We start from the raw sequence: 21,569 nt of genomic DNA, 5'->3' as shown, positions 1-21,569 counted from the left end.
GCTGCCCTTGGGAAATGACGAAAGCCCCCCACGCAAGCGGGAGTTTTTGTTATTTGAATCTCTGTTCTGAACCTGCTCTGTCAGATTGGCCCTGAGAAGCTGCCGTTGCTTCGACTGCGCAGAGCAGATAGGCATACAGGTATGAAACATGTACCCAAAGAAACAACAGATGAGGCCCTTATTCAGGAGTTTCTGGATAAAGGAGGCAAAGTCAGCGTCGGCAAAACCAAACCCGCGCCCGCTGAGCTGGGTTTGAGCAAGAATGTCTGGAACGCCAAGCTGACCAAAGAAGAGAAGGCCGCGCGCGACAAGAAGTGATTGTGCGAGGCCGGTTGGGCAAGCGGAAAGACTTCAAATAGAAATGTGCCCCTCGAAGAGGGGAGCACACATCGACGTGTCCAGCGGTCTCAGGTCGAATTCGTTTTGGGAGCGACAAAGGCCCCAGCGCTAGCAGGGGCCTTACTTTGTGAGGATTGGTACCGAGCTGTTTTTGGCACGCTGATCGTGTTTAGTAGAGGTCGCCGTCCGAAGCCTGCAGGATGTTGACCACGCCTTCGTCGATCATCTCTTGCAGAACGCTGAGCCGGTCAAAGTCCTCAGGGCTGTTGTAGTTCTGAACATGAACCATGACGATTCCTTTGACGCCGCTGTCATCTTGTAACTTCTTCATGTCGCTGGGGAACATGTGGTAGGCGCCGATGACCTTCACTTTTTCTTCCTCGGAGTCACCGCCCCAAGGTGCGTACTTGATATTCTTGCGGGTAATGCCCTCGATAAATAGTAAGTCAGCATCTTTGGCTGCATTCACCAGGCCTTCCGAGTAGTGCCCGTCGCCGCCAAAGACGAGAACACGGCCGTCGGGTTTGGTCGTAAACCTGTAGGCGTGGGTATTCTCTAAAAACCCGTGCGCTGTCGGGAAGGCTTCGACCAGAACATTGTCATCTTCAAAAATCTTACGTCCGTTGACGTCAACATGTGGCCAGACCGGCACCCCAACTGCGGTTGCGCCGTCAAATTTCTGCACTGTCGATCCTTGTGCCATTTCGTTGCGGTCAATGCGCCATGCGTCGTTGATGCTGGCCATCATCTCGTCGACACCGGCGGGGCCGTAAACTTTCTTGTCGACGACGGCCAGGTTCGACCCGAATTTGAACGGATTCAAAATGAAAGACGGCAATCCAACGGTATGATCTTCGTGCAGGTGGGTCAGGAACATGTATTTGATGTTCGGGACGTTCATGATCGTTGCCAGATCCATTGCGTCCTGAGACTGAACCGATTTACCCAGCGCGCGCCACCAGCCTTCACCAGCGTCAATGAAATAGGGATAGTCGTTTACGATTACCGCCAGAGCCGGGCCATAACGATAGGGGTTGGGATTCGGGTCGCCGCTTCCCATGACCAGAACTTTGGACGGCTTGTCGGTCGGCGAACGATCTAGTGGCCCTCGGTTCTCAAATATTGGCCAGTTTCCGGGCGAACTGAAGGCCGTCTTCATATTCTTCATTTGCGTGAACGGCACGTTGAGATGGTTCTGCTCTGTTGTTGCAGCACCGGCCGCAAGATTTTCTTCCCAGGTTTGCGCAGTTGCAGTTGTTGCAATGACGCAAGCTGTCGCGAGCGTTGCTGATAAAAGTTTCTTAGGCATCGTACATCCCCCTTTAGGTCTGAAAACCTCAACCATTCGAATATGTATATTGGGTACCTTTTGGTATGTTACATACTTAATGGTCTGTAAAGTACTTTTTGGTATGTACGCCTTGACGGAACGCAATTTTGGCTTAAAAAAAGGGCATGCGCGACGCTGAAAAATCCCCGCCTCTTCCCCGATATGACCGTGAAAGATGGTTAGAAACAGCCCTTAATGTCCTTGCGACAGAGGGGGGTGCCCGGCTGCGAATCGACTCTCTCGTCAAAAACCTGGGAGTCACGAAGGGCAGTTTTTACCACCACTTCAAAAACCGTGATGAGTTTGTTCGAGCGCTGATCGACTACTGGTCCAAGGAGTTTACGGAGTCGGTCATCAACGATGTCAATACGTCCGAGGCTTCACCGTCAGAGCGCCTGTTGTCGTTAACGCAATATGTCGAGTCTGAAGGACTTGATCAATTTGATATTGCTTTCCGATCTTGGGCGGCTCAGGACCCCGTCGTGGCCGAAGCTCTGAAAGAAGTCGATCGCAGGCGATATGAGTTTGTAAAAGGGGTTTTTGAGGCTATTGGATTTGAGGGTGCCGAACTTGAAATGCGGGTCAGGTTGTTTCTTGTATTTGTAAGCGCGCGCCGGTCTGTGTACACGCCCCAAAGCACGTACGATTCAGCAAGCGAAACGCTCCTGAGGCATGAATTTCTCACTAAAAAACGCTAATTGGTATACGAACCAACAAGAGGTTCTAAAGGCACTCCTTCGACCAGGGAATAAAGGGGGAGTGAGACACATACATAATGTTTTTGATTTCTATAGACACCTACCCCCAACACTGCTAAACGCACCCAATCTTACGGCCTCGGATTCGTTCCGGGGCCTCTGATATTTGAAACCGGGGACCTTCGGGGCCCTATACCTTTGGCACCTACGGGGGCCTATCACATAGCGGGGAAATCCCCGCACTTGCTAAACGGAAGACAGAAAGCATGGCACTCAAGTCGTACAAGCCGACGACGCCGGGCCAGCGCGGGCTGGTGCTGATCGACCGTTCGGAGCTTTGGAAAGGACGTCCGGTCAAGTCTCTCACTGAGGGTTTGACCAAATCGGGCGGCCGGAACAACACCGGACGGATCACTTCACGCCGCCGCGGCGGTGGCGCAAAGCGTCTCTACCGGATCGTTGACTTCAAACGGAATAAATTTGATGTCGCGGCAACCGTCGAACGGATCGAATATGACCCGAACCGGACCGCATTCATCGCACTGGTAAAATACGAAGACGGCGAGCAGGCATATATCCTGGCTCCGCAGCGTCTGGCTGTTGGTGACAAGGTCGTGGCATCCGCCAAGGCTGACATCAAGCCGGGCAACGCAATGCCGTTCTCGGGCATGCCCATCGGTACCATCGTCCACAACATCGAGATGAAGCCTGGTAAAGGCGGTCAGATCGCACGTGCGGCCGGTACTTACGCTCAGTTCGTTGGTCGCGATGGCGGCTACGCTCAGATCCGTCTGAGCTCGGGCGAGCTGCGCATGGTCCGTCAGGAATGCATGGCCACCGTCGGTGCCGTGTCCAACCCCGACAACAGCAACCAAAACCTCGGTAAAGCCGGTCGTATGCGCCACAAAGGCGTGCGCCCGTCGGTTCGTGGTGTTGCAATGAACCCGATCGATCACCCGCATGGTGGTGGTGAAGGTCGTACCTCGGGTGGCCGTACACCGGTTACTCCATGGGGTAAGGACACCAAGGGTAAGCGTACCCGCAACAAGAACAAAGCGTCCCAGAAGCTGATCATCCGCTCGCGGCACGCCAAGAAGAAGGGACGTTAATCTATGTCTCGCTCTGTTTGGAAGGGTCCTTTCGTCGATGCTTACGTGCTGAAAAAAGCCGAAGCAGCGCGCGAGTCGGGCCGCAACGAAGTCATCAAGATTTGGTCGCGTCGTTCCACCATTCTGCCCCAGTTCGTGGGTCTGACCTTTGGTGTGTACAACGGCCATAAGCATATCCCCGTCAACGTCTCGGAAGACATGATCGGTCAGAAGTTCGGTGAGTATTCGCCAACTCGTACCTATTACGGTCACGCCGCTGACAAAAAAGCGAAGCGGAAGTAAGTCATGGGCAAGGAAAAGAACCCCCGCCGCGTGGCTGAAAACGAAGCAATGGCGAAAACGCGCATGCTTCGCACTAGCCCGCAGAAACTGAACCTGGTTGCGCAAATGATCCGCGGCAAGAAAGTTGAGAAGGCTCTGACCGACCTGACTTTCTCGAACAAGCGTGTCGCGCAGGACGTCAAGAAGTGCCTGCAGTCCGCAATCGCCAACGCCGAGAACAACCACAATCTGGACGTTGACGAGCTGATCGTCGCCGAAGCATGGGTTGGCAAGAACCTGGTCATGAAGCGCGGTCGCCCGCGTGCCCGTGGTCGGTTCGGCAAGATTATGAAGCCGTTCTCGGAGATCACCATCAAGGTGCGTCAAGTTGAGGAGCAAGCCTAATGGGTCATAAAGTAAATCCGATCGGCATGCGCCTGCAGGTGAACCGCACCTGGGACAGCCGCTGGTACGCTGATACCAAGGACTACGGTGATCTTCTTCTGGAAGATCTGAAGATCCGTGAGTTCATCAACAAAGAGTGCAAGCAGGCCGGTATTGCCCGTGTGATCATCGAACGTCCGCACAAGAAGTGCCGCGTTACGATCCACACTGCGCGTCCTGGTGTCATCATCGGCAAGAAAGGTGCAGACATTGAAGTGCTGCGCAAAAAGCTTGCTCACATGACTGACAGCGAGCTGCACCTGAACATCGTCGAAGTGCGCAAGCCCGAGCTTGACGCGCAGCTGGTTGCCGAGTCCATCGCTCAGCAGCTGGAGCGCCGGGTTTCGTTCCGTCGCGCGATGAAACGGTCTGTTCAGAACGCCATGCGCATGGGCTCTCTGGGTATCCGGGTGAACGTCGCTGGCCGTCTGGGCGGCGCCGAAATCGCACGGACTGAGTGGTACCGCGAAGGCCGTGTGCCTCTGCACACACTGCGCGCCGACATCGATTACGCACAAGCCGAAGCGATGACCCCCTACGGGATCATCGGGATCAAGGTCTGGATCTTCAAAGGTGAGATCATGGAGCACGATCCGCAGGCACGTGACCGTAAAGCACAGGAACTCCAGGACGGCCCTGCACCTCGTGGTGCTGGTGGCGGTCGTCGCTAAGGAGGGAAAGATATGCTTCAACCAAAGCGTACTAAATTCCGCAAGATGCACAAAGGCCGGATCAAGGGTGAAGCCAAAGGCGGCTCTGATCTGAACTTTGGCACCTATGGTCTGAAAGCTCTTGAGCCTGAGCGTGTAACTGCACGCCAGATCGAAGCTGCGCGTCGTGCCATGACGCGTCACATGAAGCGTCAGGGCCGTGTCTGGATCCGCATCTTCCCCGACACCCCGGTCACTGCAAAGCCGATCGAAGTTCGTATGGGTAAAGGTAAAGGTTCGGTCGACCGCTGGGCATGCAAAGTCAAGCCTGGCCGCGTGATGTTCGAGATCGACGGCGTCAATGACGACATCGCACGTGAGGCCCTGCGCCTGGCCGCGATGAAGCTGCCGATCAAGACCCGCGTAGTGATCCGCGAAGACTGGTAAGCGATTGGGCGAAAGCCCTTCGTAACAAGATTAACCCCCGTCGGGACACCGGCGGGGGTTTTCTTTTTCGTCAGCCTATTGTGATCCATCCCATCGTTTCGTGAAAGAAGTCGACGATTGTCCATGGCCCCCATAGGCTGACAATTGTGAATGGGAGGGTCATATGTTTCAGCTGCGCAAGAAGGTATTCATCAAAGAGGTCATAACCACCGATCAATTGGGGCAACTATGTGCTCCGGTCTGCCGGGTTGCAGCTTTGGCAGTCATACAGAACCCACTCGCCGGTAAATTTTCGGAAGACTTGTCCGAGCTGTTTGAAATAGGTGGTGCGCTCGGCGCTGACCTCGCGGCCGACGCTGTTTCTCAACTCGACGGTTCTCCGATTTCGTATGGTAAAGCAGCGATTGTTGGCGCGAATGGCGATCTCGAACAAGGCGGCGCACTGATCCACCCGAAACTTGGCGCTCCTATGCGTGCTACAGCGGGTGGGGGCGAAGCTGTCATTCCGTCCAATGCCAAGCTCGGGGCACCGGGATGTTCAATCGATCTGCCGCTTGGGCACAAGGACAACCCGTGGTCCTTTGACCATTTCGATACCATGACTTTGAATATTCCGGATGCGCCGAAACCGGACGAGATCGTCATGTGTCTGGCCTACGCAGATGGCGGACGCCCGATCCCGCGCTGCGGTTCGGGACCGGTCAAAAACTGAAGGCTGGCCGGGGCTGGTCTTGGGTCAGGGCTTGGGCTATGCCCGACCCATGGCACAGATTGAATCACTCTTCGTTACCCGTCTCTATCGCGCAGCCCTTTCCGAATTCGATCCCAAGATCGATCCCGAGGAAATGGAAAATTCTTGTCTTGTCATCGCCGAGGATGATGAGGCTGGGCAGGAATGGTGCGAAGAAAACGGCTACCCCGGCTACACCAGCTATGCCTCGTTGACCGATCTGCCCTGGCGGTTCCCGATCTTTGCCGATCTGGTCAAGGCGTTGGATCAGCATGTGGCAGCCTTTGCCAAGGATCTGGAGTTCGATCTGGGCGAGGGTGAATTAAAGCTCGAAGACCTGTGGATCAACATTCTCCCCGAAGGTGGAATGCACTCCAGCCACCTGCACCCGCACAGCGTGATTTCCGGCACGACCTATGTGGCGATGCCCGAAGGGGCGAGCGCGCTGAAACTGGAGGACCCCCGCTCGGCCCGCATGATGGCGGCACCGACGCGGCTAAAGGGCGGGCGGCGGGATTTACAGCCGTTCATCTATATGAAGCCGCAGGTGGGGGATGTCCTGCTGTGGGAAAGCTGGCTGCGACATGAGGTGCCGATGAATATGGCCGAGGATGAGCGGATCAGTGTCAGCTTTAACTACAAGTGGGAGTGAGCCGCGGGTCACGACACAGCAATTGTACTAATGTAGCGATTGCGGGACGAATGGGCGGCGCCCCCGCCAATCACTTTTCACTTCGAGTTGTCGAAAAACCTTGCAATATGTGTCGTCATGAACCATGTGAGGCACGCTTACGTTTTTCTTTTTCGACCACTGTCTCCCGATTCTTCGGCGTTCAGTCTCTCGATCCAGACCTACAACGCCGCGCTGTCGCAATTCCGCGGACAGCAATTTAATAGGAGACTACGGATATGGCCAATGGCACCGTAAAATGGTTCAACACAACTAAAGGTTTTGGCTTCATTGCACCGGAGACCGGTGGCAAAGACGTGTTTGTACACATCTCTGCTGTTGAGCGCTCGGGTCTGACCGGCCTGGCCGACGACCAGAAAGTAACATTCGACATCGAGCCCGGCCGTGACGGTCGCGAGTCGGCTGTGAACATCGCTCTGGCGTAAGTCACTTAGACTTAGACAGTTGAAGACGCGGTCTCGTGCAAACGAGGCCGCGTTTTTCGTTTGTGGAAGGTAGTGCCAAAATTGCGATTGACTGCACTGCGACGCACTGATGAAGATCGCCGCGAAGGAAGTGATCGGTGTTAGCTTTGACAACAAGTGGTATAAACCCGTGTCTCAGGCAGGCCATGGAAACTGCTACTCCAGTATTTTGGGGGGGCGTGTTGGTGCTGTTTCTGCTGATACTTTATCGAACGGGTTGGAACGTGAGAGAGAGCATTCTGGCGATCATATGTTTGCGCGGAATGCGAAACATCACCCCGGTTGAATTGGTTGTTTCGGCGGTGACGATCAGCGCAACGTTTTATGTCCTGCTTCAAGCTTTGGAAGCCTGCAAACAAATATAGTTTTTACTTGGCTAGTTTGCTTACATTCTCATGCGCCAAACTTTCCCTTGCCACCCACTGCTGAACCCCCTATAGAGCGGCATCTTGCGTTCCCCTGGCCGAGTCGGGGGATTCGTATGTCTATCATTCATCCACCAGGTCAAAGGTGACCCTGTAAGGGGCCTTCTGGTGTTTTGAGCAAAGGAAAAAGGCGATGAACGCCCAAGAACTGCGTGACAAGACCCCGGACCAGCTCCGCGAGGAACTGGCCAACCTGAAGAAAGAAAGCTTTAACCTGCGCTTTCAACAGGCAACCGGTCAGCTGGAAAGCACCGCCGGCATCAAAGCGGCCCGCCGCAACGCTGCCCGCGTCAAAACCATTCTGAACGAAAAGGCCGCTGCTGCGGCATCGGAGGAGTAATCCTATGCCCAAGCGTATCCTGTCCGGCACCGTAACCAGCGATGCCAACGCACAAACCGTAACCGTATCCGTCGAGCGCCGCTTTACGCATCCGGTTCTGAAGAAAACCATCCGTAAGTCCAAGAAATACCGGGCTCACGATGAAAAGAACGCCTTCAAAGTCGGTGACTCTGTTCGCATCATCGAATGCGCGCCGAAATCGAAGACGAAACGTTGGGAAGTTCTGGAAGCGTAAGCTTTCAGGATTTTTCCATTTGTCGAAACCCTGGGGGATCTAACCAGACCAGCCCCCACAGGTCGGGAGAAACCACATGATCCAGATGCAGACCAATCTGGATGTCGCTGACAACTCCGGCGCACGCCGAGTTCAGTGCATCAAGGTCCTGGGTGGTTCCAAGCGTAAATACGCCTCCGTTGGCGACATCATTGTCGTCTCGGTGAAGGAAGCCATCCCGCGCGGCCGCGTAAAGAAAGGTGACGTCCGTAAGGCCGTCGTCGTACGCACCGCCAAAGAAGTCCGTCGCGAAGACGGCACCGCGATCCGTTTCGATCGCAATGCCGCCGTCATCCTGAACAACAACAACGAGCCCGTAGGTACACGTATCTTTGGCCCGGTTGTTCGTGAACTGCGTGGCAAGAACTTCATGAAAATCATCTCGCTCGCTCCGGAGGTGCTGTAATCATGGCTGCTAAACTCCGCAAAGGCGACAAGGTCGTCGTGCTGGCCGGCAAGGACAAGGGCAAAGAGGGAACTATCACCTCGGTTAACCCATCTGCCGGAAAAGCTGTTGTTGACGGTATCAACATCGCCATCCGCGCCACTCGCCAGACACAAAACTCTCAGGGTGGTCGTCTGCCTCAGGCAAACCCGATCGAGTTGTCGAACCTGGCTCTGCTGGACAAGAACGGCAAAGCAACTCGCGTTGGCTTCCGCATGGAAGGTGACAAGAAAGTGCGCTTCGCCAAGACCACGGGGGACGTGATCGATGCTTGATAACGCAACCTACACCCCGCGTCTGAAAGCTCAGTACGCTGAAACCATCCGTGCCGCTCTGAAAGAAGAGTTCGGCTACAAGAACGACATGCAGCTGCCCAAGCTGGACAAAATCGTTCTGAACATCGGTTGTGGTGCCGAAGCGGTTAAAGACTCGAAGAAAGCGAAAGCTGCTGTCGAGGATCTGACTGCGATTGCTGGTCAACAGGCTGTTTCCACCAAGGCGAAGAAGTCGATCGCTGGCTTCCGCGTCCGTGAAGACATGCCGCTAGGTGCGAAAGTGACCCTGCGCGGTGACCGGATGTATGAATTCCTGGATCGCCTGATCACCATCGCGATGCCACGTATTCGTGACTTCCGCGGCGTGAAGCCGTCTTTCGATGGTCAGGGCAATTTTGCCATGGGCATGAAAGAGCACATCGTGTTCCCGGAAATCGACTTCGACAAAGTTGACGAAGTTTGGGGCATGGACATCGTAATTGCCACCACAGCGAAAACCGACGCTGAAGCAAAGGCACTGTTGAAAGCTTTCAACATGCCGTTCAACGCGTAAGCGCCGGGAGGATTGAGACATGGCTAAAAAAGCAATGATCGAACGCGAGAAGAAGCGCGAACGCCTGGTGGCCAAATATGCCGCAAAGCGTGCCGAGCTTAAAGAAATCGCGAATGACGAGAGCAAGCCGATGGAAGAGCGCTTCAAAGCGCGTCTGAAACTGGCGAAACTGCCGCGCAACAGCTCGGCTACTCGTCTGCACAACCGCTGTCAGCTGACCGGTCGTCCCCACGCTTACTACCGTAAGCTGAAGGTCAGCCGTATCGCGCTGCGCGAGCTGGGTTCTGCTGGTCAGATCCCCGGCATGGTGAAATCGAGCTGGTAAGGGAGAGAATGATATGAACGATCCTATCGGCGATATGCTCACCCGTATCCGCAACGCGCAAATGCGTGGTAAGTCCACTGTTTCCACCCCGGCTTCCAAGCTGCGTGGTTGGGTTCTGGACGTGCTGGCGGACGAAGGTTACATCCGTGGCTACGAAGCGACGACCGGTGAAAACGGTCATCCGGCCATCGAAATCAGCCTGAAATACTACGAAGGCACCCCTGTCATTCGCGAACTGAAGCGGGTCTCTAAGCCCGGTCGTCGCGTATACATGGGCGTCAATGACATCCCGCAGGTCCGTCAGGGTCTGGGTGTGTCGATTGTCAGCACTCCGAAAGGTGTGATGTCGGACCAGAACGCACGCTCCAACAATGTTGGTGGCGAAGTGCTCTGCACCGTCTTCTAAGGAGGTCTGTCAATGTCTCGTATTGGTAAACGTCCGGTCGAATTGCCCAGCGGCGTAACTGCCTCGGTTTCCGGCCAGACCATCGAAGTCAAAGGCCCGAAAGGCGCCCGCAGCTTCACTGCGACTGATGACGTTACGCTGTCGGTCGAAGACAACGTGGTTCAGATCAACCCTCGCGGTATGTCCAAGCGCGCGCGCCAGCAGTGGGGCATGAGCCGCACGATGGTCGCAAACCTGGTGACCGGTGTGACCGAAGGCTTCAAGAAAGAGCTGGAGATCCAGGGTGTTGGTTACCGGGCTCAGATGCAGGGCAACACCCTGAAGCTGAACCTGGGCTACAGCCATGACGTTGATTTCGTCGCTCCGGAAGGTGTCACCATCACCGCGCCGAAGCAGACCGTGATCATTGTGGAAGGTAACGACCAGCAGCAGGTGGGCGAAGTCGCGGCGAAAATCCGCGAATGGCGCCGTCCCGAGCCCTATAAGGGCAAAGGCATCCGCTATAAGGGCGAGTTCATCTTCCGCAAAGAAGGCAAGAAGAAGTAAGGACGCAAACAATGGCAAACAGCAAAAGAACCCTGTTTCTGAAGCGCCGCCTGCGCGTTCGGAACAAACTTCGCAAGGTCAACGCGGGTCGTCCGCGTTTGTCCGTACACCGTTCGAACAAGAACATCTCTGTTCAGTTGATCGACGACGTACGTGGCGTAACCTTGGCCTCGGCCTCGACCCTGGAAAAAGATCTGGGTGTTGTTGGCAAGAACAACGTCGAAGCGGCCACCAAAGTGGGCGCGGCCATCGCCGAGCGTGCCAAGAAGGCAGGCGTCGAAGAGGCCTATTTCGATCGTGGCGGCTTCCTGTTCCACGGCAAAGTGAAGGCTGTCGCCGACGCTGCGCGTGAAGGTGGTCTGAAGATCTAAGACTTGCGGGCGGGTTTCGATCCGCCCCGATGATCCGGGGGCCTTGGCAATGCCGGGGCCCACTTGGATTGAACAAACGACGCCGCAAGCGTCACCAAAGAAAAGGGATGCCAAAATGGCAGAACGTGATAACCGCCGGGGCCGTGGACGTGACCGCGACGAAACTCCGGAATTCGCAGATCGTCTGGTTGCGATCAACCGCGTATCGAAAACCGTAAAAGGTGGTAAGCGCTTTGGCTTCGCCGCTCTGGTGGTCGTAGGCGATCAGAAAGGCCGCGTAGGCTTTGGCAAAGGTAAAGCGAAAGAAGTACCTGAAGCCATCCGCAAAGCGACTGAACAAGCCAAGCGTCAGATGATCCGCGTGCAACTGCGCGAAGGTCGTACCCTGCACCACGACATCGAAGGCCGTCATGGCGCCGGTAAAGTGGTTATGCGCAGCGCACCTGAAGGTACCGGTATCATCGCCGGTGGTCCGATGCGTGCCGTGTTCGAAATGCTGGGCGTGAAGGACGTTGTGTCCAAGTCGCTGGGCTCGCAGAACCCGTACAACATGATCCGCGCCACCATCAACGGCCTGCAGAAAGAGCAGAGCCCGCGTTCGGTTGCCCAGCGTCGTGGCAAAAAGGTTGCTGACATCCTGCCTAAGCGGGACGAAGCACCAGCTGCTGCTGAAGCAGAAGCATAAGGAGAGCGACCCATGGCAAAAACCATCGTCGTCAAGCAAATCGGTTCCCCGATCCGTCGCCCCGCTGAACAGCGCGCAACTCTGATCGGCCTGGGCCTGAACAAGATGCACAAAACCCGCGAGCTTGAGGATACCCCCTCGGTCCGCGGCATGGTCAACAAGATCCCGCATCTGGTTGAGATCATCGAAGAGCGCGGCTAATCGCCTTGCTTCTAAGAGCTAGAAACGCCTCCGATCAGTTCGGGGGCGTATTTTTTGTTTAAGGGCAGTGTTGGTTGTCGCCTCACCCGATGTGGTTTTAGTTCAACTTGAACGTATTCCGCTTATTACCCGCCGCATATAGTCCATGAACTGCGCCCGCTCAGGTTCAGTCAGAACCTGCAAGGCTTGGGAATTCACATTCTGGGCCGACTCATAGGCGCTGTTTCTAAGTGCGGCGGCCTTTTCGGTTAACCAGATCAACTGGGCCCTGGCGTCAGCGGCATTTTTCGTTCTTTTGATCAAGCCGTCGCGCTCCATACGGTTGAGCGTGTTGGCCAGAGTCGCTTGTTCGACGTCAATTTTGGCCAGCAGATCTTTTTGGGTGACCCCGTCCTTGAGCCAAAGCTCCAGCAAGACTGGGAACTGTCCAACAACGATGCCCAAAGGCGCAATGCGTTGCTGCAGCTCCTTCGCGAACAATCGTGCCATGTGATTGACCAGATATCCGGCCGAGTTCTCTTTTTCGAAATCCATGGTTGAGATTTACACTTGAATAGCAAGCTATGCAATAATATATAGCAAGCTATGCAAGAGAATGGAAAGGAATCGAAATGGCTCATATCGAAGAGATGGATAAAGTCGTCACACTGGCTGATCAGATGCAGGCCGAGGAAGGCCCTGTGGTGCTGATCAACGTGTTTACAGTGGGCGCGAAAGACGAAGAGGCGCTGTTGAAGGCCTGGGCACATGATGCGGACTTCATGAAGTCCCAGTCGGGATATATCTCGACCCAGCTTCATCAGGGGATCGCCGGCAGTTCGACCTTCGTGAACTATGCGATCTGGCAGGACGTCAAAAGCTTTCGCGATGCCTTCACCCACCCAGAGTTCCAGCGTCGAATTGCAGACTACCCCGAAAGCGCCGTGGCGCGTCCACATCTTCTAAGAAAGCTCACAGTCGAAAACCACTGCGTCGCCTGATGCCAAAAGCGGAGTAGCCACATGATAAAATCAATTCACCCTATCGCCGGTGTAATAGGATTCCTGACAATATTCGTGTTCTGGACATCCACTTTGTACAGCGAATTGTTTGCGACCCATGCGACTGTCGCGGCCGTAAAGTCCATGATCGTCAGTGGGCTGATTATTCTTGTGCCCGCGATGGTGATCGTAGGTGCATCCGGCATGTCCCTTGGGCGTCGGCGCAAGGACGCACCGGCGCTAGCCAAGAAGAAGCGAATGCCGATCATCGCGATGAACGGCCTGTTGATCCTTGTTCCCGCTGCAATCTTCCTGAACGCGAAAGCGAGCGCTGGGTCCTTTGACATCAGTTTCTACGCCGTGCAGGTCGTTGAGTTGCTCGCTGGTGCCACAAACCTCACTTTGATGGGGTCGAGTATACGCGACGGCCGGGCGATGACTGCCCGCAGAAGACGTGCGGGAAAGTAGCTGCACCAGTAGCCGCCGCTTACTCCCATGCAATTGGTCTCACAGCTGCGCGACCTGCTGCTCAGCTATTCAATAGATGCATAACGGCTAGACCGAAACTTCGGTTGTTAGCGATATCGCCCGGGCCTATCTCAGCCCTGTCCAAACAAGGAACGCAAACAGTTTCCGGGGAATTCGCCCCGGGCAGAGAAAGGAAATACATCATGGCTCACACAGCTACATATTCCCGCGACGGCTTTAGCCTGAGCGCCCGCATCGCGAACTTTTTCGAGCGCGTCAAAGAGGCAAATGCCCTGCGTGCTCAGTACGATCAGACTTATTCGGAATTGCAGAGTCTGACAGATCGTGAACTGGACGACATCGGTGTTCGCCGCTGCGATATAAAGGACATCGCTCGGGACCACGTTTATTGTTCGTGACCTTACCGACAACCTGACCAAGAGACGCCTGAGGGCGTCTCTTTTGATTCCGGGGTGCTCTTGGCACAGTCGACAGGAATTTCGCCCCAACCGTTGCGACCTAGCGGGAAATGGGCCAAATACGCGACAGGGCACCTGTCGGCGCCGTAACCAGGAACAACACGAAGGGCCGGAGCCGGTGAAAGAGTATCAGGTTGGCATGCTTTGGATTGAAGGCCCTCTTAGCTTTCTCGAGCAGTTGTGCATCAAATCCTTTCTGGATGTCGGCCAACATGTCCGCCTTTATACTTACGGGCCGGTCACAAACATCCCCGAGGGTGTCGAAGTGCGTGACGCGCGGGAAGTACTGGCGGATGATGAGGTGATCCTACACAAGCGCACGGGCAGTCCCGCGCTGCATTCCGACAAGTTTCGCGTGCAGATGCTGGCGAAAGTGCCGGACATAATCTGGGCCGATACCGACGCATATTGTGTCAAACCCTTTACAACTGAAAACGGTCATTTGCATGGTTGGCTAGCCGCGCACGAAATCAACGGTGGGGTGTTGGCTTTGCCTGCGGACAGCGCAACGCTGTATGATTTGATCGACTACACCAATAATCCTTATCGCATTCCGCATTGGCTGTCGCCCAAGCAACGCCGACCGCTTATTGACATGGCTTTGGCTGGTGAAACGCCACACGCAAGCGATATGCCGTGGGGTATTTGGGGCCCACGCGCCCTGACCTGGCTTTTGAGGGACAATAACGAGGCTCGTTTTTCGCAGCCCCAAGACGTTTTGTACCCTGTAACCTACGGGGCTCGGCGGGCAATGGTACGATCCAACGGAAATGCCGAGCGGTTCCTTACCGAGAACACCATGTCGATCCATTTCTATGGCCGTCGCATGCGTTCGTTCATACTCAATCGGTTCAACGGAATCCCACATCCGGAAAGCATGGTTGGCCGGCTGGTCGAAAAGCATGGGATCGACCCGCACGCAGCACCCTTGCAGAAAAAAGCCGCAACGGAAGACCTTGCCGACGTGTCTGACGAATGACGTATAGGGGCTGCGGGCTTGCCAACTTGTCCCAACAGTCCTATACGCCTGCGGTGGCTTTGCGCCATACGAATCAAAACCAAGAAATGCCGTGTCTGACCCATCACGCTTCGCGGGTCATTTCCGGCTTAGGAGAAGCGAAATGAAACTGAACGAATTGCGCGACAATCCTGGCGCCACACCGAAACGCACCCGCGTTGGCCGTGGTCCGGGTTCCGGCAAAGGTAAAATGGGTGGCCGTGGTATCAAAGGCCAGAAATCCCGTTCGGGTGTGGCCATCAATGGCTATGAAGGCGGTCAGATGCCTTTGTACCAGCGTCTGCCCAAGCGTGGCTTCAACAAGCCGAACCGCAAGGCATTCGCCGTTATCAACCTGGGCCTGATCCAGAAATTCGTCGACGCCGGCAAGCTGGACGCCAAAGCTGCGATTACCGAGGATGCGCTGGTTGCCTCCGGTCTTGTTCGTCGCAAGCTGGACGGTATCCGCGTTCTGGCCAAAGGCGAAATCAGCGCCAAATTGAACCTGGAAGTCACCGGTGCTTCGAAGGCTGCTGTTGAAGCGGTCGAGAAAGCGGGCGGCTCACTTACGGTCACAAAAGCTGCTGCGGCAGAGTAAGCGCTTGTGAGCGGGCCAAGACCCGCTTACATAGACCTCAGAGTTTTCCAAGACGCCGCCCGAGCCGGAAAACGGTTCCGGGCGGTGTTTTCATAAGAGAGACCGATTTATGGTATCAGCAGCAGAACAAATGGCAGCCAACACAAGCTGGTCTGCCCTTGGTAAAGCCACCGATCTGCGCAACCGCATCCTGTTCACGCTTGCATTGCTGATCGTCTATCGTCTGGGCACCTTCATTCCGGTGCCGGGGATTGACGGACAAGCACTGCGCGAGTTCATGGAGCAAGCGGGGCAGGGCATCGGCGGCATGGTTTCGATGTTTACCGGCGGGGCGCTGGGGCGGATGGGTATCTTTGCCCTCGGCATCATGCCTTACATTTCAGCCTCGATCATCGTGCAACTGCTGACATCAATGGTTCCCGCGCTCGAACAGCTTAAGAAAGAGGGCGAGCAGGGGCGCAAGAAAATCAACCAGTACACCCGTTTCGGCACCGTGGCCCTAGCCACTGTTCAGGCCTATGGTCTGGCGGTTTCGCTGGAATCGGGCGATCTGGCCACCGATCCTGGGCTTTTCTTCCGCATGTCGACCATGATAACTCTGGTTGGCGGTACGATGTTCCTGATGTGGCTGGGTGAACAGATCACCGCGCGCGGCATCGGCAACGGTATTTCTCTGATCATCTTCGTCGGCATCATTGCCGAGGTTCCGGCTGCTCTGGCGCAGTTCTTTGCGTCCGGCCGTTCGGGTGCAATTAGCCCTGCCGTGATCATTGGTGTGATCGTCATGGTTATCGTGGTCATTACCTTCGTGGTGTTCATGGAACGCGCGCTGCGTAAGATCCACATTCAATACCCGCGCCGTCAGGCCGGTATGAAGGTATACGAGGGCGGCTCCAGCCACCTGCCGGTCAAAGTGAACCCGGCGGGTGTTATCCCGGCGATCTTTGCCAGCTCGTTGCTGTTGCTGCCGGTGACGATCTCGACCTTCTCTTCGGGTGCCACGAACGGCCCGGTCATGTCGTGGTTGCTGGCCAATTTTGGCCCCGGCCAGCCGCTGTATCTCCTGTTCTTCGCGTCGATGATCGTGTTCTTCGCCTATTTCTACACGTTCAATGTCTCGTTCAAACCGGATGATGTTGCGGACAACCTGAAAAAGCAGAATGGTTTTGTGCCTGGCATTCGCCCCGGCAAGAAAACCGCCGAGTATCTGGAATACGTGGTCAACCGCGTGCTGGTTCTGGGTTCGGCCTATCTGGCGCTGGTATGTCTGCTGCCTGAAATTCTGCGGAACCAATTCGCCATCCCGTTCTACTTCGGCGGCACCTCGGTTCTGATTATCGTCTCTGTGACCATGGACACGATCCAGCAGGTGCAGAGCCATTTGCTGGCGCATCAATACGAAGGGCTTATCGAAAAGTCCCAGCTGCGCGGTAAAAGCAAGAAACGCGGCAGGAAGGGACCCGCTCGTCGATGAACATCATTTTGTTGGGCCCGCCGGGTGCGGGCAAAGGAACGCAAGCGCGTCATCTGGTTGAAACGCGTGGTATGGTGCAACTGAGCACCGGTGACATGCTACGAGAAGCCAAGGACAGCGGGACCGAAATGGGCAACCGCGTCGCCGAGGTGATGGCCAAAGGTGAACTGGTAACCGACGAGATCGTCATCGGCCTGATCCGTGAAAAGCTGGAACAAGGTGCCAAGGGCGGTTTCATTTTCGACGGTTTCCCGCGCACGCTGGCACAGGCTGACGCGTTGGGAGATCTGCTGAACAGCACCGGCGAAACGCTGGATGCGGTCATCGCGATGGAAGTCAACGATGACGCGCTGGTCGAACGGATCACCGCACGCTCGACCTGTGGTGGCTGCGGCGAGGTCTACAATGACGTCACCAAGCCGATCCCGGCGGACGGAAAATGCACCAACTGCGGCAAGGAAAACGACTTCAAACGCCGCGCAGATGATAATGAGGAGAGCCTCAAGACCCGTCTGATGGAGTACTACAAAAAGACCTCGATGCTGATCGGCTATTACTATGCCAAGGGCAACCTGTCCTGGGTTGACGGCCTGGGTGAAATTGACGCCGTTCAAAACGAGATTTCGCAGGTTTTGGATGGTGGCGTCGACGTCGGAAACGGCTGATCCATTTCTGCCCTTGACCTGAGCGGGAAAAGCCCATATCGACCCCCATCCCTAACGGGAATCACGACCGCATGCGGGATTCGTTCCGGATGCCCCGACCACCTCGAATAATACTGGATCCTCTGGCGTCACTGCCAAGATCGAGTGTTGTGAAAAAAGGTTCCGGAGCTACGGAACCGCAACAAAAAAGGAAAGTGACACGTGGCACGTATTGCCGGCGTAAACATCCCGACTGCAAAGCGGGTACCTATCGCCCTCACATATATCACCGGTATCGGAAACACCTCGGCCAAAGCGATCTGCGAAGCCGTAGGCATCGACGCGACCCGTCGCGTCAATGAACTGTCCGACGCCGAAGTTCTGGCCATCCGCGAGCATATCGACGCAAACTTCACCGTTGAAGGTGACCTGCGCCGCGAAGTTCAGATGAACGTCAAGCGCCTGATGGACCTGGGCTGCTACCGCGGTCTGCGTCACCGTCGTAACCTGCCCGTTCGCGGTCAGCGTACCCACACCAATGCTCGTACCCGCAAAGGCCCCGCAAAGGCCATTGCTGGTAAGAAGAAATAAGGAGGGTCTGACTGATGGCACGCGAAAAGACTCGTACCAAGAAAAAAGAGCGCAAGAATATCGCATCGGGCGTCGCCCACGTGAATTCGACCTTCAACAACACCAAGATCCTGATCTCGGACGTGCAAGGCAACGCCATTGCATGGTCTTCGGCAGGAACCATGGGTTTCAAAGGTTCGCGTAAATCGACACCTTACGCCGCTCAGATGGCTGCAGAAGATGCAGGCAAGAAGGCGCAGGATCACGGCGTCAAGACGCTGGAAGTCGAAGTTCAGGGCCCCGGTTCGGGTCGTGAATCGGCTCTGCGCGCGCTGGCTGCTGTGGGCTTCAACATCACGTCGATCCGTGACGTGACACCGATTGCTCACAACGGTTGCCGCCCGCCGAAGCGCCGCCGCGTCTAAGCGATTTTGAATTGAGCTGGGGCTGTGTTTTCACACGGCCCCAGCACGTCATTTTGAACCTCGGGCGTCTGCACCTTGTTGGTCATGGGGCGCGGACAGGAATGGAGGGATTACATGATCCATAAGAATTGGGCTGAATTGATCAAGCCGACACAGCTGGATGGCAAGCCGGGCAACGACCCCGCGCGTCAGGCTACCTTGGTTGCTGAACCGCTGGAGCGTGGCTTTGGTCTGACCTTGGGCAACGCGCTACGCCGCGTCCTGATGAGCTCGCTGCAAGGTGCGGCCATCACCAGCGTCCAGATCGACAACGTATTGCACGAGTTCTCGAGCGTCGCTGGCGTTCGCGAAGACGTCACTGACATCATCCTGAACCTCAAGCAGGTTGCCCTGCGTATGGAAGTCGAAGGCCCCAAGCGCCTGTCGATCAATGCCAAAGGCCCTGCAGTTGTTACCGCCGGTGACATCAGCGAAAGCGCTGGTATCGAGGTTCTGAACCGCGATCACGTCATCTGTCACCTGGACGATGGCGCCGACCTGTTCATGGAACTGACCGTCAACACCGGTAAGGGCTATGTTTCGGCTGAGAAGAACAAGCCGGAAGACGCGCCAATCGGTCTGATCCCGATCGACGCGATCTATTCGCCGGTCAAAAAGGTTGCCTACGACGTTCAGCCAACCCGTGAAGGTCAGGTTCTGGACTATGACAAGCTGACCCTGAAGATCGAAACTGATGGTTCGATCACGCCGGAAGACGCGCTGGCTTTTGCCGCACGCATCCTGCAGGACCAGCTGTCGATCTTCGTCAACTTCGACGAGCCCGAAGCGGCTGGTCGCCAGGACGAAGACGATGGTCTGGAGTTCAACCCGCTGCTGCTGAAAAAAGTAGACGAGCTGGAACTGTCGGTCCGTTCGGCAAACTGCCTGAAGAACGACAACATCGTTTATATCGGCGACCTGATCCAGAAAACCGAAGCCGAGATGCTGCGCACCCCGAACTTCGGCCGCAAGTCGCTGAACGAGATCAAGGAAGTGCTGTCCGGCATGGGTCTGCACCTCGGCATGGATGTCGAGGACTGGCCGCCCGACAACATCGAAGATCTGGCAAAGAAATTCGAAGACGCGTTCTAAACGCGTCTTCCCAAATGCCCGGGTTTCCGGGGACAAAATGGGCAGATCCGCCCCAAGGAGAGCCGGTGACACGCATCGCCGGCCAGACAAAGCAAAACGCTGAAGAAGGAACTAGAAAATGCGTCACGCACGTGGTTACCGCCGCCTGAACCGCACTCATGAGCACCGTAAGGCTCTGTTTGCAAACATGGCTGGCTCGCTCATCGAACATGAGCAGATCAAAACAACTCTGCCCAAGGCAAAAGAACTGCGCCCGATCATCGAAAAGCTGGTCACTCTGGGCAAGCGCGGCGACCTGCACGCCCGCCGTCAGGCCGCATCGCAGCTGAAAGAAGACAAAGACGTCGCAAAGCTGTTCGAAATCCTGGGCCCCCGCTACGCCGAGCGTCAGGGCGGTTATGTCCGTATCCTGAAAGCTGGCTTCCGCTATGGCGACATGGCACCGATGGCGATCATCGAATTCGTTGACCGTGATCTGGACGCCAAAGGCGCGGCTGACAAAGCCCGCGTTGCCGCCGAAGAGGCCGCAGACGAAGAATAAGAAAGCCCGGCTTTCTGAATTCGAACCCCCGCGTTTCGGACGCGGGGGTTTTTTCTTTTTGGTCCCTTGGTGTCGCGGTTAGGGCATTTTCGGCGATATCCGTTGATGACTCCCCGAACCTCACGGATCATGCTGCACGATGAGGGTGGAGGACGGATGATGGCAATCCCAACTAAATTACCGAACGAACTCACGGGACCGTCTGTGTGGACCGGTCGGGACATGCGTGCGCGTCGGAGTGAATGGATCATTGATCTGACGGCGGACGACATCAAGGATCTTGAGCAAGCTGCCCGTCGCTACTTGAGCCTCGAAAGAGATATCGGTGAGATCACAAAGCCCGCTTTCCCCCTAAAACGGTTTCACCGGCATCTGGCAAGCCTGCGAGAGAAGCTGATCAACGGGATCGGTTTCGAAGTGATCCGTGGCCTTCCGGTGCAGAATTATACGCAACAGGTCGCGGCCACGATTTTCTGCGGCGTGGGTGCTCATCTTGGCTCGGCCCGGTCGCAAAACGCGCAAGGACACATTCTGGGGCATGTGCGCGACATCGGTGCAGATGCGAACGATCCGAATACCCGGATCTATCAAACGCATGAGCGCCAGACATTTCACACCGACAGCGCCGATATCGTCGGCCTGCTGTGCCTGCGCGAGGCTAAGGAGGGCGGAGACTCGCTGCTGGTCAGTGCCGAGACGATCTTTAATAGGATGCGGTCAGAATGCCCGGAATTGCTGGAACTGTTGTTTGACCCAATAGCGACCGACCGGCGCGGGGAAGTACCAGACGGCATGGAACCTTTTATGTCGATCCCGCCGTTTTCCTGGCACGATGGTAAGCTGACGGTGTTTTACCAAAGACAGTATATCGACAGTGCGCAACGATTTCCTGAAGCGATGCGGTTGACACCGGGTCACATTGAGGCGCTAGACCAGTTTGATGCACTGGCGAATGATCCCGACCTCAGTCTTTCTATGCGGCTGCAACCGGGCGACATGCAGTTCGTGTACAACCATTCGCAACTGCACGACCGGACCGGGTTCGTGGACTGGCCTGACCCGGTAGAGCGCCGCCATTTGCTGAGGCTTTGGCTGTCGCCGGAAGGAGATCGCGAATTGCCCGAAGTTTTCAGGCAACGTTACGGCACCATCGAGGTGGGCAAGCGCGGCGGGATCATCACGGAAGGCACGCGGCTGCACGCTCCGTTGGATTGAGGCCTCTAACGCGCAGAACGGATGCTTGCATTACGGCA

Annotated in this window: 35 protein-coding genes; 33 read left to right on the top strand and 2 right to left on the bottom strand. The window is 55.9% G+C overall.

Annotated features, from left to right (window positions below; genetic code table 11):
- Nucleotides 1-141: 141 nt before the first annotated feature.
- Nucleotides 142-318, top strand: coding sequence for a hypothetical protein (locus AC2FLJ_RS21065; protein WP_050605905.1), 177 nt, complete (start codon nt 142-144; stop codon nt 316-318).
- A 190-nt stretch (nt 319-508) separates the two neighbouring features.
- Here AC2FLJ_RS21065 and AC2FLJ_RS21060 read toward each other — a convergent pair whose 3' ends face one another.
- Nucleotides 509-1,648 (bottom strand): MBL fold metallo-hydrolase, encoded by a 1,140-nt coding sequence (locus tag AC2FLJ_RS21060; RefSeq protein WP_496698119.1) that lies wholly within the window; start codon nt 1,646-1,648, stop codon nt 509-511.
- Nucleotides 1,649-1,794: 146 nt separating this feature from the next.
- Here AC2FLJ_RS21060 and AC2FLJ_RS21055 point away from each other — a divergent pair, with 146 nt between their 5' ends.
- The 20 genes from AC2FLJ_RS21055 (at nt 1,795) to rpmD (ending at nt 12,009) form a co-directional block, all read left to right on the top strand.
- Nucleotides 1,795-2,367, top strand: coding sequence for a TetR/AcrR family transcriptional regulator (locus AC2FLJ_RS21055; RefSeq protein ID WP_496707478.1), 573 nt, complete (start codon nt 1,795-1,797; stop codon nt 2,365-2,367).
- 266 nt (nt 2,368-2,633) lie between these two features.
- Entirely contained in the window at nt 2,634-3,476 is an 843-nt protein-coding gene (gene rplB / locus AC2FLJ_RS21050; RefSeq protein WP_008757664.1) for a 50S ribosomal protein L2, read from the top strand.
- A gap of 3 nt (nt 3,477-3,479) precedes the next feature.
- A complete protein-coding gene (rpsS, locus tag AC2FLJ_RS21045; RefSeq protein WP_010437056.1) occupies nt 3,480-3,758 on the top strand; it encodes a 30S ribosomal protein S19 in 279 nt (92 codons plus the stop codon).
- A gap of 3 nt (nt 3,759-3,761) precedes the next feature.
- Nucleotides 3,762-4,142 (top strand): 50S ribosomal protein L22, encoded by a 381-nt coding sequence (rplV, locus tag AC2FLJ_RS21040; protein ID WP_039538267.1) that lies wholly within the window; start codon nt 3,762-3,764, stop codon nt 4,140-4,142.
- On the top strand, nt 4,142-4,852 hold the full coding sequence (gene rpsC / locus AC2FLJ_RS21035) for a 30S ribosomal protein S3 (RefSeq protein ID WP_058272367.1): 711 nt from the start codon (nt 4,142-4,144) through the stop codon (nt 4,850-4,852). The genes rplV and rpsC overlap by 1 nt, the downstream gene beginning before the upstream one ends.
- Nucleotides 4,853-4,864: 12 nt before the next feature.
- Entirely contained in the window at nt 4,865-5,278 is a 414-nt protein-coding gene (rplP, locus tag AC2FLJ_RS21030) for a 50S ribosomal protein L16 (RefSeq protein WP_058272368.1), read from the top strand.
- 163 nt (nt 5,279-5,441) lie between these two features.
- Nucleotides 5,442-5,990 (top strand): amino acid synthesis family protein, encoded by a 549-nt coding sequence (locus tag AC2FLJ_RS21025; RefSeq protein WP_496698124.1) that lies wholly within the window; start codon nt 5,442-5,444, stop codon nt 5,988-5,990.
- Between the two features lie 49 nt (nt 5,991-6,039).
- Nucleotides 6,040-6,660: a 2OG-Fe(II) oxygenase family protein gene (locus tag AC2FLJ_RS21020; protein ID WP_058272454.1), complete on the top strand. Its 621-nt coding sequence runs from the start codon at nt 6,040-6,042 to the stop codon at nt 6,658-6,660.
- Nucleotides 6,661-6,917: 257 nt separating this feature from the next.
- Nucleotides 6,918-7,124: a cold-shock protein gene (locus AC2FLJ_RS21015; protein WP_010437077.1), complete on the top strand. Its 207-nt coding sequence runs from the start codon at nt 6,918-6,920 to the stop codon at nt 7,122-7,124.
- A 597-nt stretch (nt 7,125-7,721) separates the two neighbouring features.
- The gene (gene rpmC, locus AC2FLJ_RS21010; RefSeq protein ID WP_037311745.1) at nt 7,722-7,928 is read left to right on the top strand and encodes a 50S ribosomal protein L29; all 207 of its coding nucleotides are present in this window, start codon (nt 7,722-7,724) and stop codon (nt 7,926-7,928) included.
- A 4-nt stretch (nt 7,929-7,932) separates the two neighbouring features.
- A complete protein-coding gene (gene rpsQ / locus AC2FLJ_RS21005; protein WP_058272371.1) occupies nt 7,933-8,163 on the top strand; it encodes a 30S ribosomal protein S17 in 231 nt (76 codons plus the stop codon).
- Between the two features lie 76 nt (nt 8,164-8,239).
- Nucleotides 8,240-8,608: a 50S ribosomal protein L14 gene (rplN, locus tag AC2FLJ_RS21000; protein WP_008757934.1), complete on the top strand. Its 369-nt coding sequence runs from the start codon at nt 8,240-8,242 to the stop codon at nt 8,606-8,608.
- Between the two features lie 2 nt (nt 8,609-8,610).
- Nucleotides 8,611-8,922, top strand: coding sequence for a 50S ribosomal protein L24 (gene rplX / locus AC2FLJ_RS20995; protein WP_058272372.1), 312 nt, complete (start codon nt 8,611-8,613; stop codon nt 8,920-8,922).
- Nucleotides 8,915-9,475, top strand: coding sequence for a 50S ribosomal protein L5 (gene rplE, locus AC2FLJ_RS20990; RefSeq protein ID WP_058272373.1), 561 nt, complete (start codon nt 8,915-8,917; stop codon nt 9,473-9,475). The genes rplX and rplE overlap by 8 nt, the downstream gene beginning before the upstream one ends.
- 19 nt (nt 9,476-9,494) lie before the next feature.
- Entirely contained in the window at nt 9,495-9,800 is a 306-nt protein-coding gene (rpsN, locus tag AC2FLJ_RS20985) for a 30S ribosomal protein S14 (RefSeq protein WP_010437098.1), read from the top strand.
- 13 nt (nt 9,801-9,813) lie between these two features.
- Complete coding sequence (gene rpsH / locus AC2FLJ_RS20980; protein ID WP_008757119.1) at nt 9,814-10,206, top strand: 30S ribosomal protein S8; 393 nt, start codon at nt 9,814-9,816, stop codon at nt 10,204-10,206.
- Nucleotides 10,207-10,218: 12 nt separating this feature from the next.
- Nucleotides 10,219-10,752, top strand: coding sequence for a 50S ribosomal protein L6 (gene rplF / locus AC2FLJ_RS20975; protein WP_058272374.1), 534 nt, complete (start codon nt 10,219-10,221; stop codon nt 10,750-10,752).
- An 11-nt stretch (nt 10,753-10,763) separates the two neighbouring features.
- Complete coding sequence (gene rplR / locus AC2FLJ_RS20970; RefSeq protein WP_010437103.1) at nt 10,764-11,123, top strand: 50S ribosomal protein L18; 360 nt, start codon at nt 10,764-10,766, stop codon at nt 11,121-11,123.
- 115 nt (nt 11,124-11,238) lie between these two features.
- Complete coding sequence (gene rpsE / locus AC2FLJ_RS20965) at nt 11,239-11,808, top strand: 30S ribosomal protein S5 (protein ID WP_058272455.1); 570 nt, start codon at nt 11,239-11,241, stop codon at nt 11,806-11,808.
- A gap of 12 nt (nt 11,809-11,820) precedes the next feature.
- Entirely contained in the window at nt 11,821-12,009 is a 189-nt protein-coding gene (gene rpmD, locus AC2FLJ_RS20960) for a 50S ribosomal protein L30 (RefSeq protein ID WP_008757946.1), read from the top strand.
- A 102-nt stretch (nt 12,010-12,111) separates the two neighbouring features.
- Here the strand turns inward: rpmD and AC2FLJ_RS20955 are convergent, their stop codons facing one another.
- Nucleotides 12,112-12,543, bottom strand: a complete 432-nt coding sequence (locus AC2FLJ_RS20955; protein WP_496698132.1) for a MarR family winged helix-turn-helix transcriptional regulator — start codon at nt 12,541-12,543, stop codon at nt 12,112-12,114.
- Nucleotides 12,544-12,620: 77 nt separating this feature from the next.
- Here AC2FLJ_RS20955 and AC2FLJ_RS20950 point away from each other — a divergent pair, with 77 nt between their 5' ends.
- The 12 genes from AC2FLJ_RS20950 (at nt 12,621) to AC2FLJ_RS20895 (ending at nt 21,531) form a co-directional block, all read left to right on the top strand.
- Complete coding sequence (locus tag AC2FLJ_RS20950; protein WP_496698134.1) at nt 12,621-12,989, top strand: antibiotic biosynthesis monooxygenase family protein; 369 nt, start codon at nt 12,621-12,623, stop codon at nt 12,987-12,989.
- A 21-nt stretch (nt 12,990-13,010) separates the two neighbouring features.
- Nucleotides 13,011-13,457: a hypothetical protein gene (locus AC2FLJ_RS20945; RefSeq protein WP_496698136.1), complete on the top strand. Its 447-nt coding sequence runs from the start codon at nt 13,011-13,013 to the stop codon at nt 13,455-13,457.
- Nucleotides 13,458-13,660: 203 nt separating this feature from the next.
- Complete coding sequence (locus AC2FLJ_RS20940; RefSeq protein WP_282120542.1) at nt 13,661-13,876, top strand: DUF1127 domain-containing protein; 216 nt, start codon at nt 13,661-13,663, stop codon at nt 13,874-13,876.
- Between the two features lie 199 nt (nt 13,877-14,075).
- Complete coding sequence (locus AC2FLJ_RS20935; RefSeq protein WP_496707473.1) at nt 14,076-14,915, top strand: hypothetical protein; 840 nt, start codon at nt 14,076-14,078, stop codon at nt 14,913-14,915.
- 142 nt (nt 14,916-15,057) lie between these two features.
- A complete protein-coding gene (gene rplO / locus AC2FLJ_RS20930) occupies nt 15,058-15,531 on the top strand; it encodes a 50S ribosomal protein L15 (protein WP_058272380.1) in 474 nt (157 codons plus the stop codon).
- 109 nt (nt 15,532-15,640) lie between these two features.
- Nucleotides 15,641-17,005: a preprotein translocase subunit SecY gene (secY, locus tag AC2FLJ_RS20925; protein ID WP_058276180.1), complete on the top strand. Its 1,365-nt coding sequence runs from the start codon at nt 15,641-15,643 to the stop codon at nt 17,003-17,005.
- Nucleotides 17,002-17,670, top strand: a complete 669-nt coding sequence (locus tag AC2FLJ_RS20920) for an adenylate kinase (RefSeq protein ID WP_496707471.1) — start codon at nt 17,002-17,004, stop codon at nt 17,668-17,670. Before secY ends, AC2FLJ_RS20920 begins: the two co-directional genes overlap by 4 nt.
- A gap of 201 nt (nt 17,671-17,871) precedes the next feature.
- Nucleotides 17,872-18,240, top strand: coding sequence for a 30S ribosomal protein S13 (rpsM, locus tag AC2FLJ_RS20915; protein ID WP_058272383.1), 369 nt, complete (start codon nt 17,872-17,874; stop codon nt 18,238-18,240).
- 14 nt (nt 18,241-18,254) lie between these two features.
- Nucleotides 18,255-18,644 carry a 30S ribosomal protein S11 gene (rpsK, locus tag AC2FLJ_RS20910; RefSeq protein WP_037311698.1) on the top strand — a complete coding sequence of 130 codons (390 nt, stop codon included), beginning with the start codon at nt 18,255-18,257 and terminating at the stop codon, nt 18,642-18,644.
- Nucleotides 18,645-18,758: 114 nt separating this feature from the next.
- On the top strand, nt 18,759-19,775 hold the full coding sequence (locus tag AC2FLJ_RS20905; protein ID WP_058272456.1) for a DNA-directed RNA polymerase subunit alpha: 1,017 nt from the start codon (nt 18,759-18,761) through the stop codon (nt 19,773-19,775).
- Between the two features lie 118 nt (nt 19,776-19,893).
- Entirely contained in the window at nt 19,894-20,316 is a 423-nt protein-coding gene (gene rplQ / locus AC2FLJ_RS20900) for a 50S ribosomal protein L17 (protein WP_058272384.1), read from the top strand.
- A 105-nt stretch (nt 20,317-20,421) separates the two neighbouring features.
- Nucleotides 20,422-21,531 (top strand): TauD/TfdA family dioxygenase, encoded by a 1,110-nt coding sequence (locus AC2FLJ_RS20895; RefSeq protein WP_496707468.1) that lies wholly within the window; start codon nt 20,422-20,424, stop codon nt 21,529-21,531.
- The last annotated feature ends 38 nt before the right edge of the window (nt 21,532-21,569 follow it).

The sequence above is a fragment of the Ruegeria sp. CDSA034 genome (assembly GCF_059612275.1).
Note: the sequence above shows the minus strand (reverse complement) of the source record. Positions and strands in the feature narration are given on the sequence as shown.

Excerpts from the sequence above, each read along its gene's own strand:
- rplB (WP_008757664.1), top strand. The coding sequence starts at position 2,634 with ATGGCACTCAAGTCGTACAAGCCGACGACGCCGGGCCAGCGCGGGCTG.
- rplN (WP_008757934.1), top strand. The coding sequence starts at position 8,240 with ATGATCCAGATGCAGACCAATCTGGATGTCGCTGACAACTCCGGCGCA.
- AC2FLJ_RS21065 (WP_050605905.1), top strand. The coding sequence starts at position 142 with ATGAAACATGTACCCAAAGAAACAACAGATGAGGCCCTTATTCAGGAG.
- rpsE (WP_058272455.1), top strand. The coding sequence starts at position 11,239 with ATGGCAGAACGTGATAACCGCCGGGGCCGTGGACGTGACCGCGACGAA.
- AC2FLJ_RS20935 (WP_496707473.1), top strand. The coding sequence starts at position 14,076 with ATGCTTTGGATTGAAGGCCCTCTTAGCTTTCTCGAGCAGTTGTGCATC.
- AC2FLJ_RS20955 (WP_496698132.1), bottom strand. The coding sequence starts at position 12,543 with ATGGATTTCGAAAAAGAGAACTCGGCCGGATATCTGGTCAATCACATG.
- AC2FLJ_RS21025 (WP_496698124.1), top strand. The coding sequence starts at position 5,442 with ATGTTTCAGCTGCGCAAGAAGGTATTCATCAAAGAGGTCATAACCACC.
- rpmC (WP_037311745.1), top strand. The coding sequence starts at position 7,722 with ATGAACGCCCAAGAACTGCGTGACAAGACCCCGGACCAGCTCCGCGAG.
- AC2FLJ_RS20920 (WP_496707471.1), top strand. The coding sequence starts at position 17,002 with ATGAACATCATTTTGTTGGGCCCGCCGGGTGCGGGCAAAGGAACGCAA.
- rpmD (WP_008757946.1), top strand. The coding sequence starts at position 11,821 with ATGGCAAAAACCATCGTCGTCAAGCAAATCGGTTCCCCGATCCGTCGC.
- rplE (WP_058272373.1), top strand. The coding sequence starts at position 8,915 with ATGCTTGATAACGCAACCTACACCCCGCGTCTGAAAGCTCAGTACGCT.
- rplO (WP_058272380.1), top strand. The coding sequence starts at position 15,058 with ATGAAACTGAACGAATTGCGCGACAATCCTGGCGCCACACCGAAACGC.
- rpsS (WP_010437056.1), top strand. The coding sequence starts at position 3,480 with ATGTCTCGCTCTGTTTGGAAGGGTCCTTTCGTCGATGCTTACGTGCTG.
- rpsC (WP_058272367.1), top strand. The coding sequence starts at position 4,142 with ATGGGTCATAAAGTAAATCCGATCGGCATGCGCCTGCAGGTGAACCGC.
- rpsQ (WP_058272371.1), top strand. The coding sequence starts at position 7,933 with ATGCCCAAGCGTATCCTGTCCGGCACCGTAACCAGCGATGCCAACGCA.
- AC2FLJ_RS21015 (WP_010437077.1), top strand. The coding sequence starts at position 6,918 with ATGGCCAATGGCACCGTAAAATGGTTCAACACAACTAAAGGTTTTGGC.
- rplR (WP_010437103.1), top strand. The coding sequence starts at position 10,764 with ATGGCAAACAGCAAAAGAACCCTGTTTCTGAAGCGCCGCCTGCGCGTT.
- secY (WP_058276180.1), top strand. The coding sequence starts at position 15,641 with ATGGTATCAGCAGCAGAACAAATGGCAGCCAACACAAGCTGGTCTGCC.
- AC2FLJ_RS21060 (WP_496698119.1), bottom strand. The coding sequence starts at position 1,648 with ATGCCTAAGAAACTTTTATCAGCAACGCTCGCGACAGCTTGCGTCATT.
- AC2FLJ_RS21020 (WP_058272454.1), top strand. The coding sequence starts at position 6,040 with ATGGCACAGATTGAATCACTCTTCGTTACCCGTCTCTATCGCGCAGCC.
- rpsH (WP_008757119.1), top strand. The coding sequence starts at position 9,814 with ATGAACGATCCTATCGGCGATATGCTCACCCGTATCCGCAACGCGCAA.
- rplP (WP_058272368.1), top strand. The coding sequence starts at position 4,865 with ATGCTTCAACCAAAGCGTACTAAATTCCGCAAGATGCACAAAGGCCGG.
- AC2FLJ_RS20945 (WP_496698136.1), top strand. The coding sequence starts at position 13,011 with ATGATAAAATCAATTCACCCTATCGCCGGTGTAATAGGATTCCTGACA.
- rplX (WP_058272372.1), top strand. The coding sequence starts at position 8,611 with ATGGCTGCTAAACTCCGCAAAGGCGACAAGGTCGTCGTGCTGGCCGGC.
- rpsK (WP_037311698.1), top strand. The coding sequence starts at position 18,255 with ATGGCACGCGAAAAGACTCGTACCAAGAAAAAAGAGCGCAAGAATATC.
- rpsN (WP_010437098.1), top strand. The coding sequence starts at position 9,495 with ATGGCTAAAAAAGCAATGATCGAACGCGAGAAGAAGCGCGAACGCCTG.
- AC2FLJ_RS20895 (WP_496707468.1), top strand. The coding sequence starts at position 20,422 with ATGACTCCCCGAACCTCACGGATCATGCTGCACGATGAGGGTGGAGGA.
- rplF (WP_058272374.1), top strand. The coding sequence starts at position 10,219 with ATGTCTCGTATTGGTAAACGTCCGGTCGAATTGCCCAGCGGCGTAACT.
- rplQ (WP_058272384.1), top strand. The coding sequence starts at position 19,894 with ATGCGTCACGCACGTGGTTACCGCCGCCTGAACCGCACTCATGAGCAC.
- AC2FLJ_RS21055 (WP_496707478.1), top strand. The coding sequence starts at position 1,795 with ATGCGCGACGCTGAAAAATCCCCGCCTCTTCCCCGATATGACCGTGAA.
- AC2FLJ_RS20950 (WP_496698134.1), top strand. The coding sequence starts at position 12,621 with ATGGCTCATATCGAAGAGATGGATAAAGTCGTCACACTGGCTGATCAG.
- rplV (WP_039538267.1), top strand. The coding sequence starts at position 3,762 with ATGGGCAAGGAAAAGAACCCCCGCCGCGTGGCTGAAAACGAAGCAATG.
- AC2FLJ_RS20940 (WP_282120542.1), top strand. The coding sequence starts at position 13,661 with ATGGCTCACACAGCTACATATTCCCGCGACGGCTTTAGCCTGAGCGCC.
- AC2FLJ_RS20905 (WP_058272456.1), top strand. The coding sequence starts at position 18,759 with ATGATCCATAAGAATTGGGCTGAATTGATCAAGCCGACACAGCTGGAT.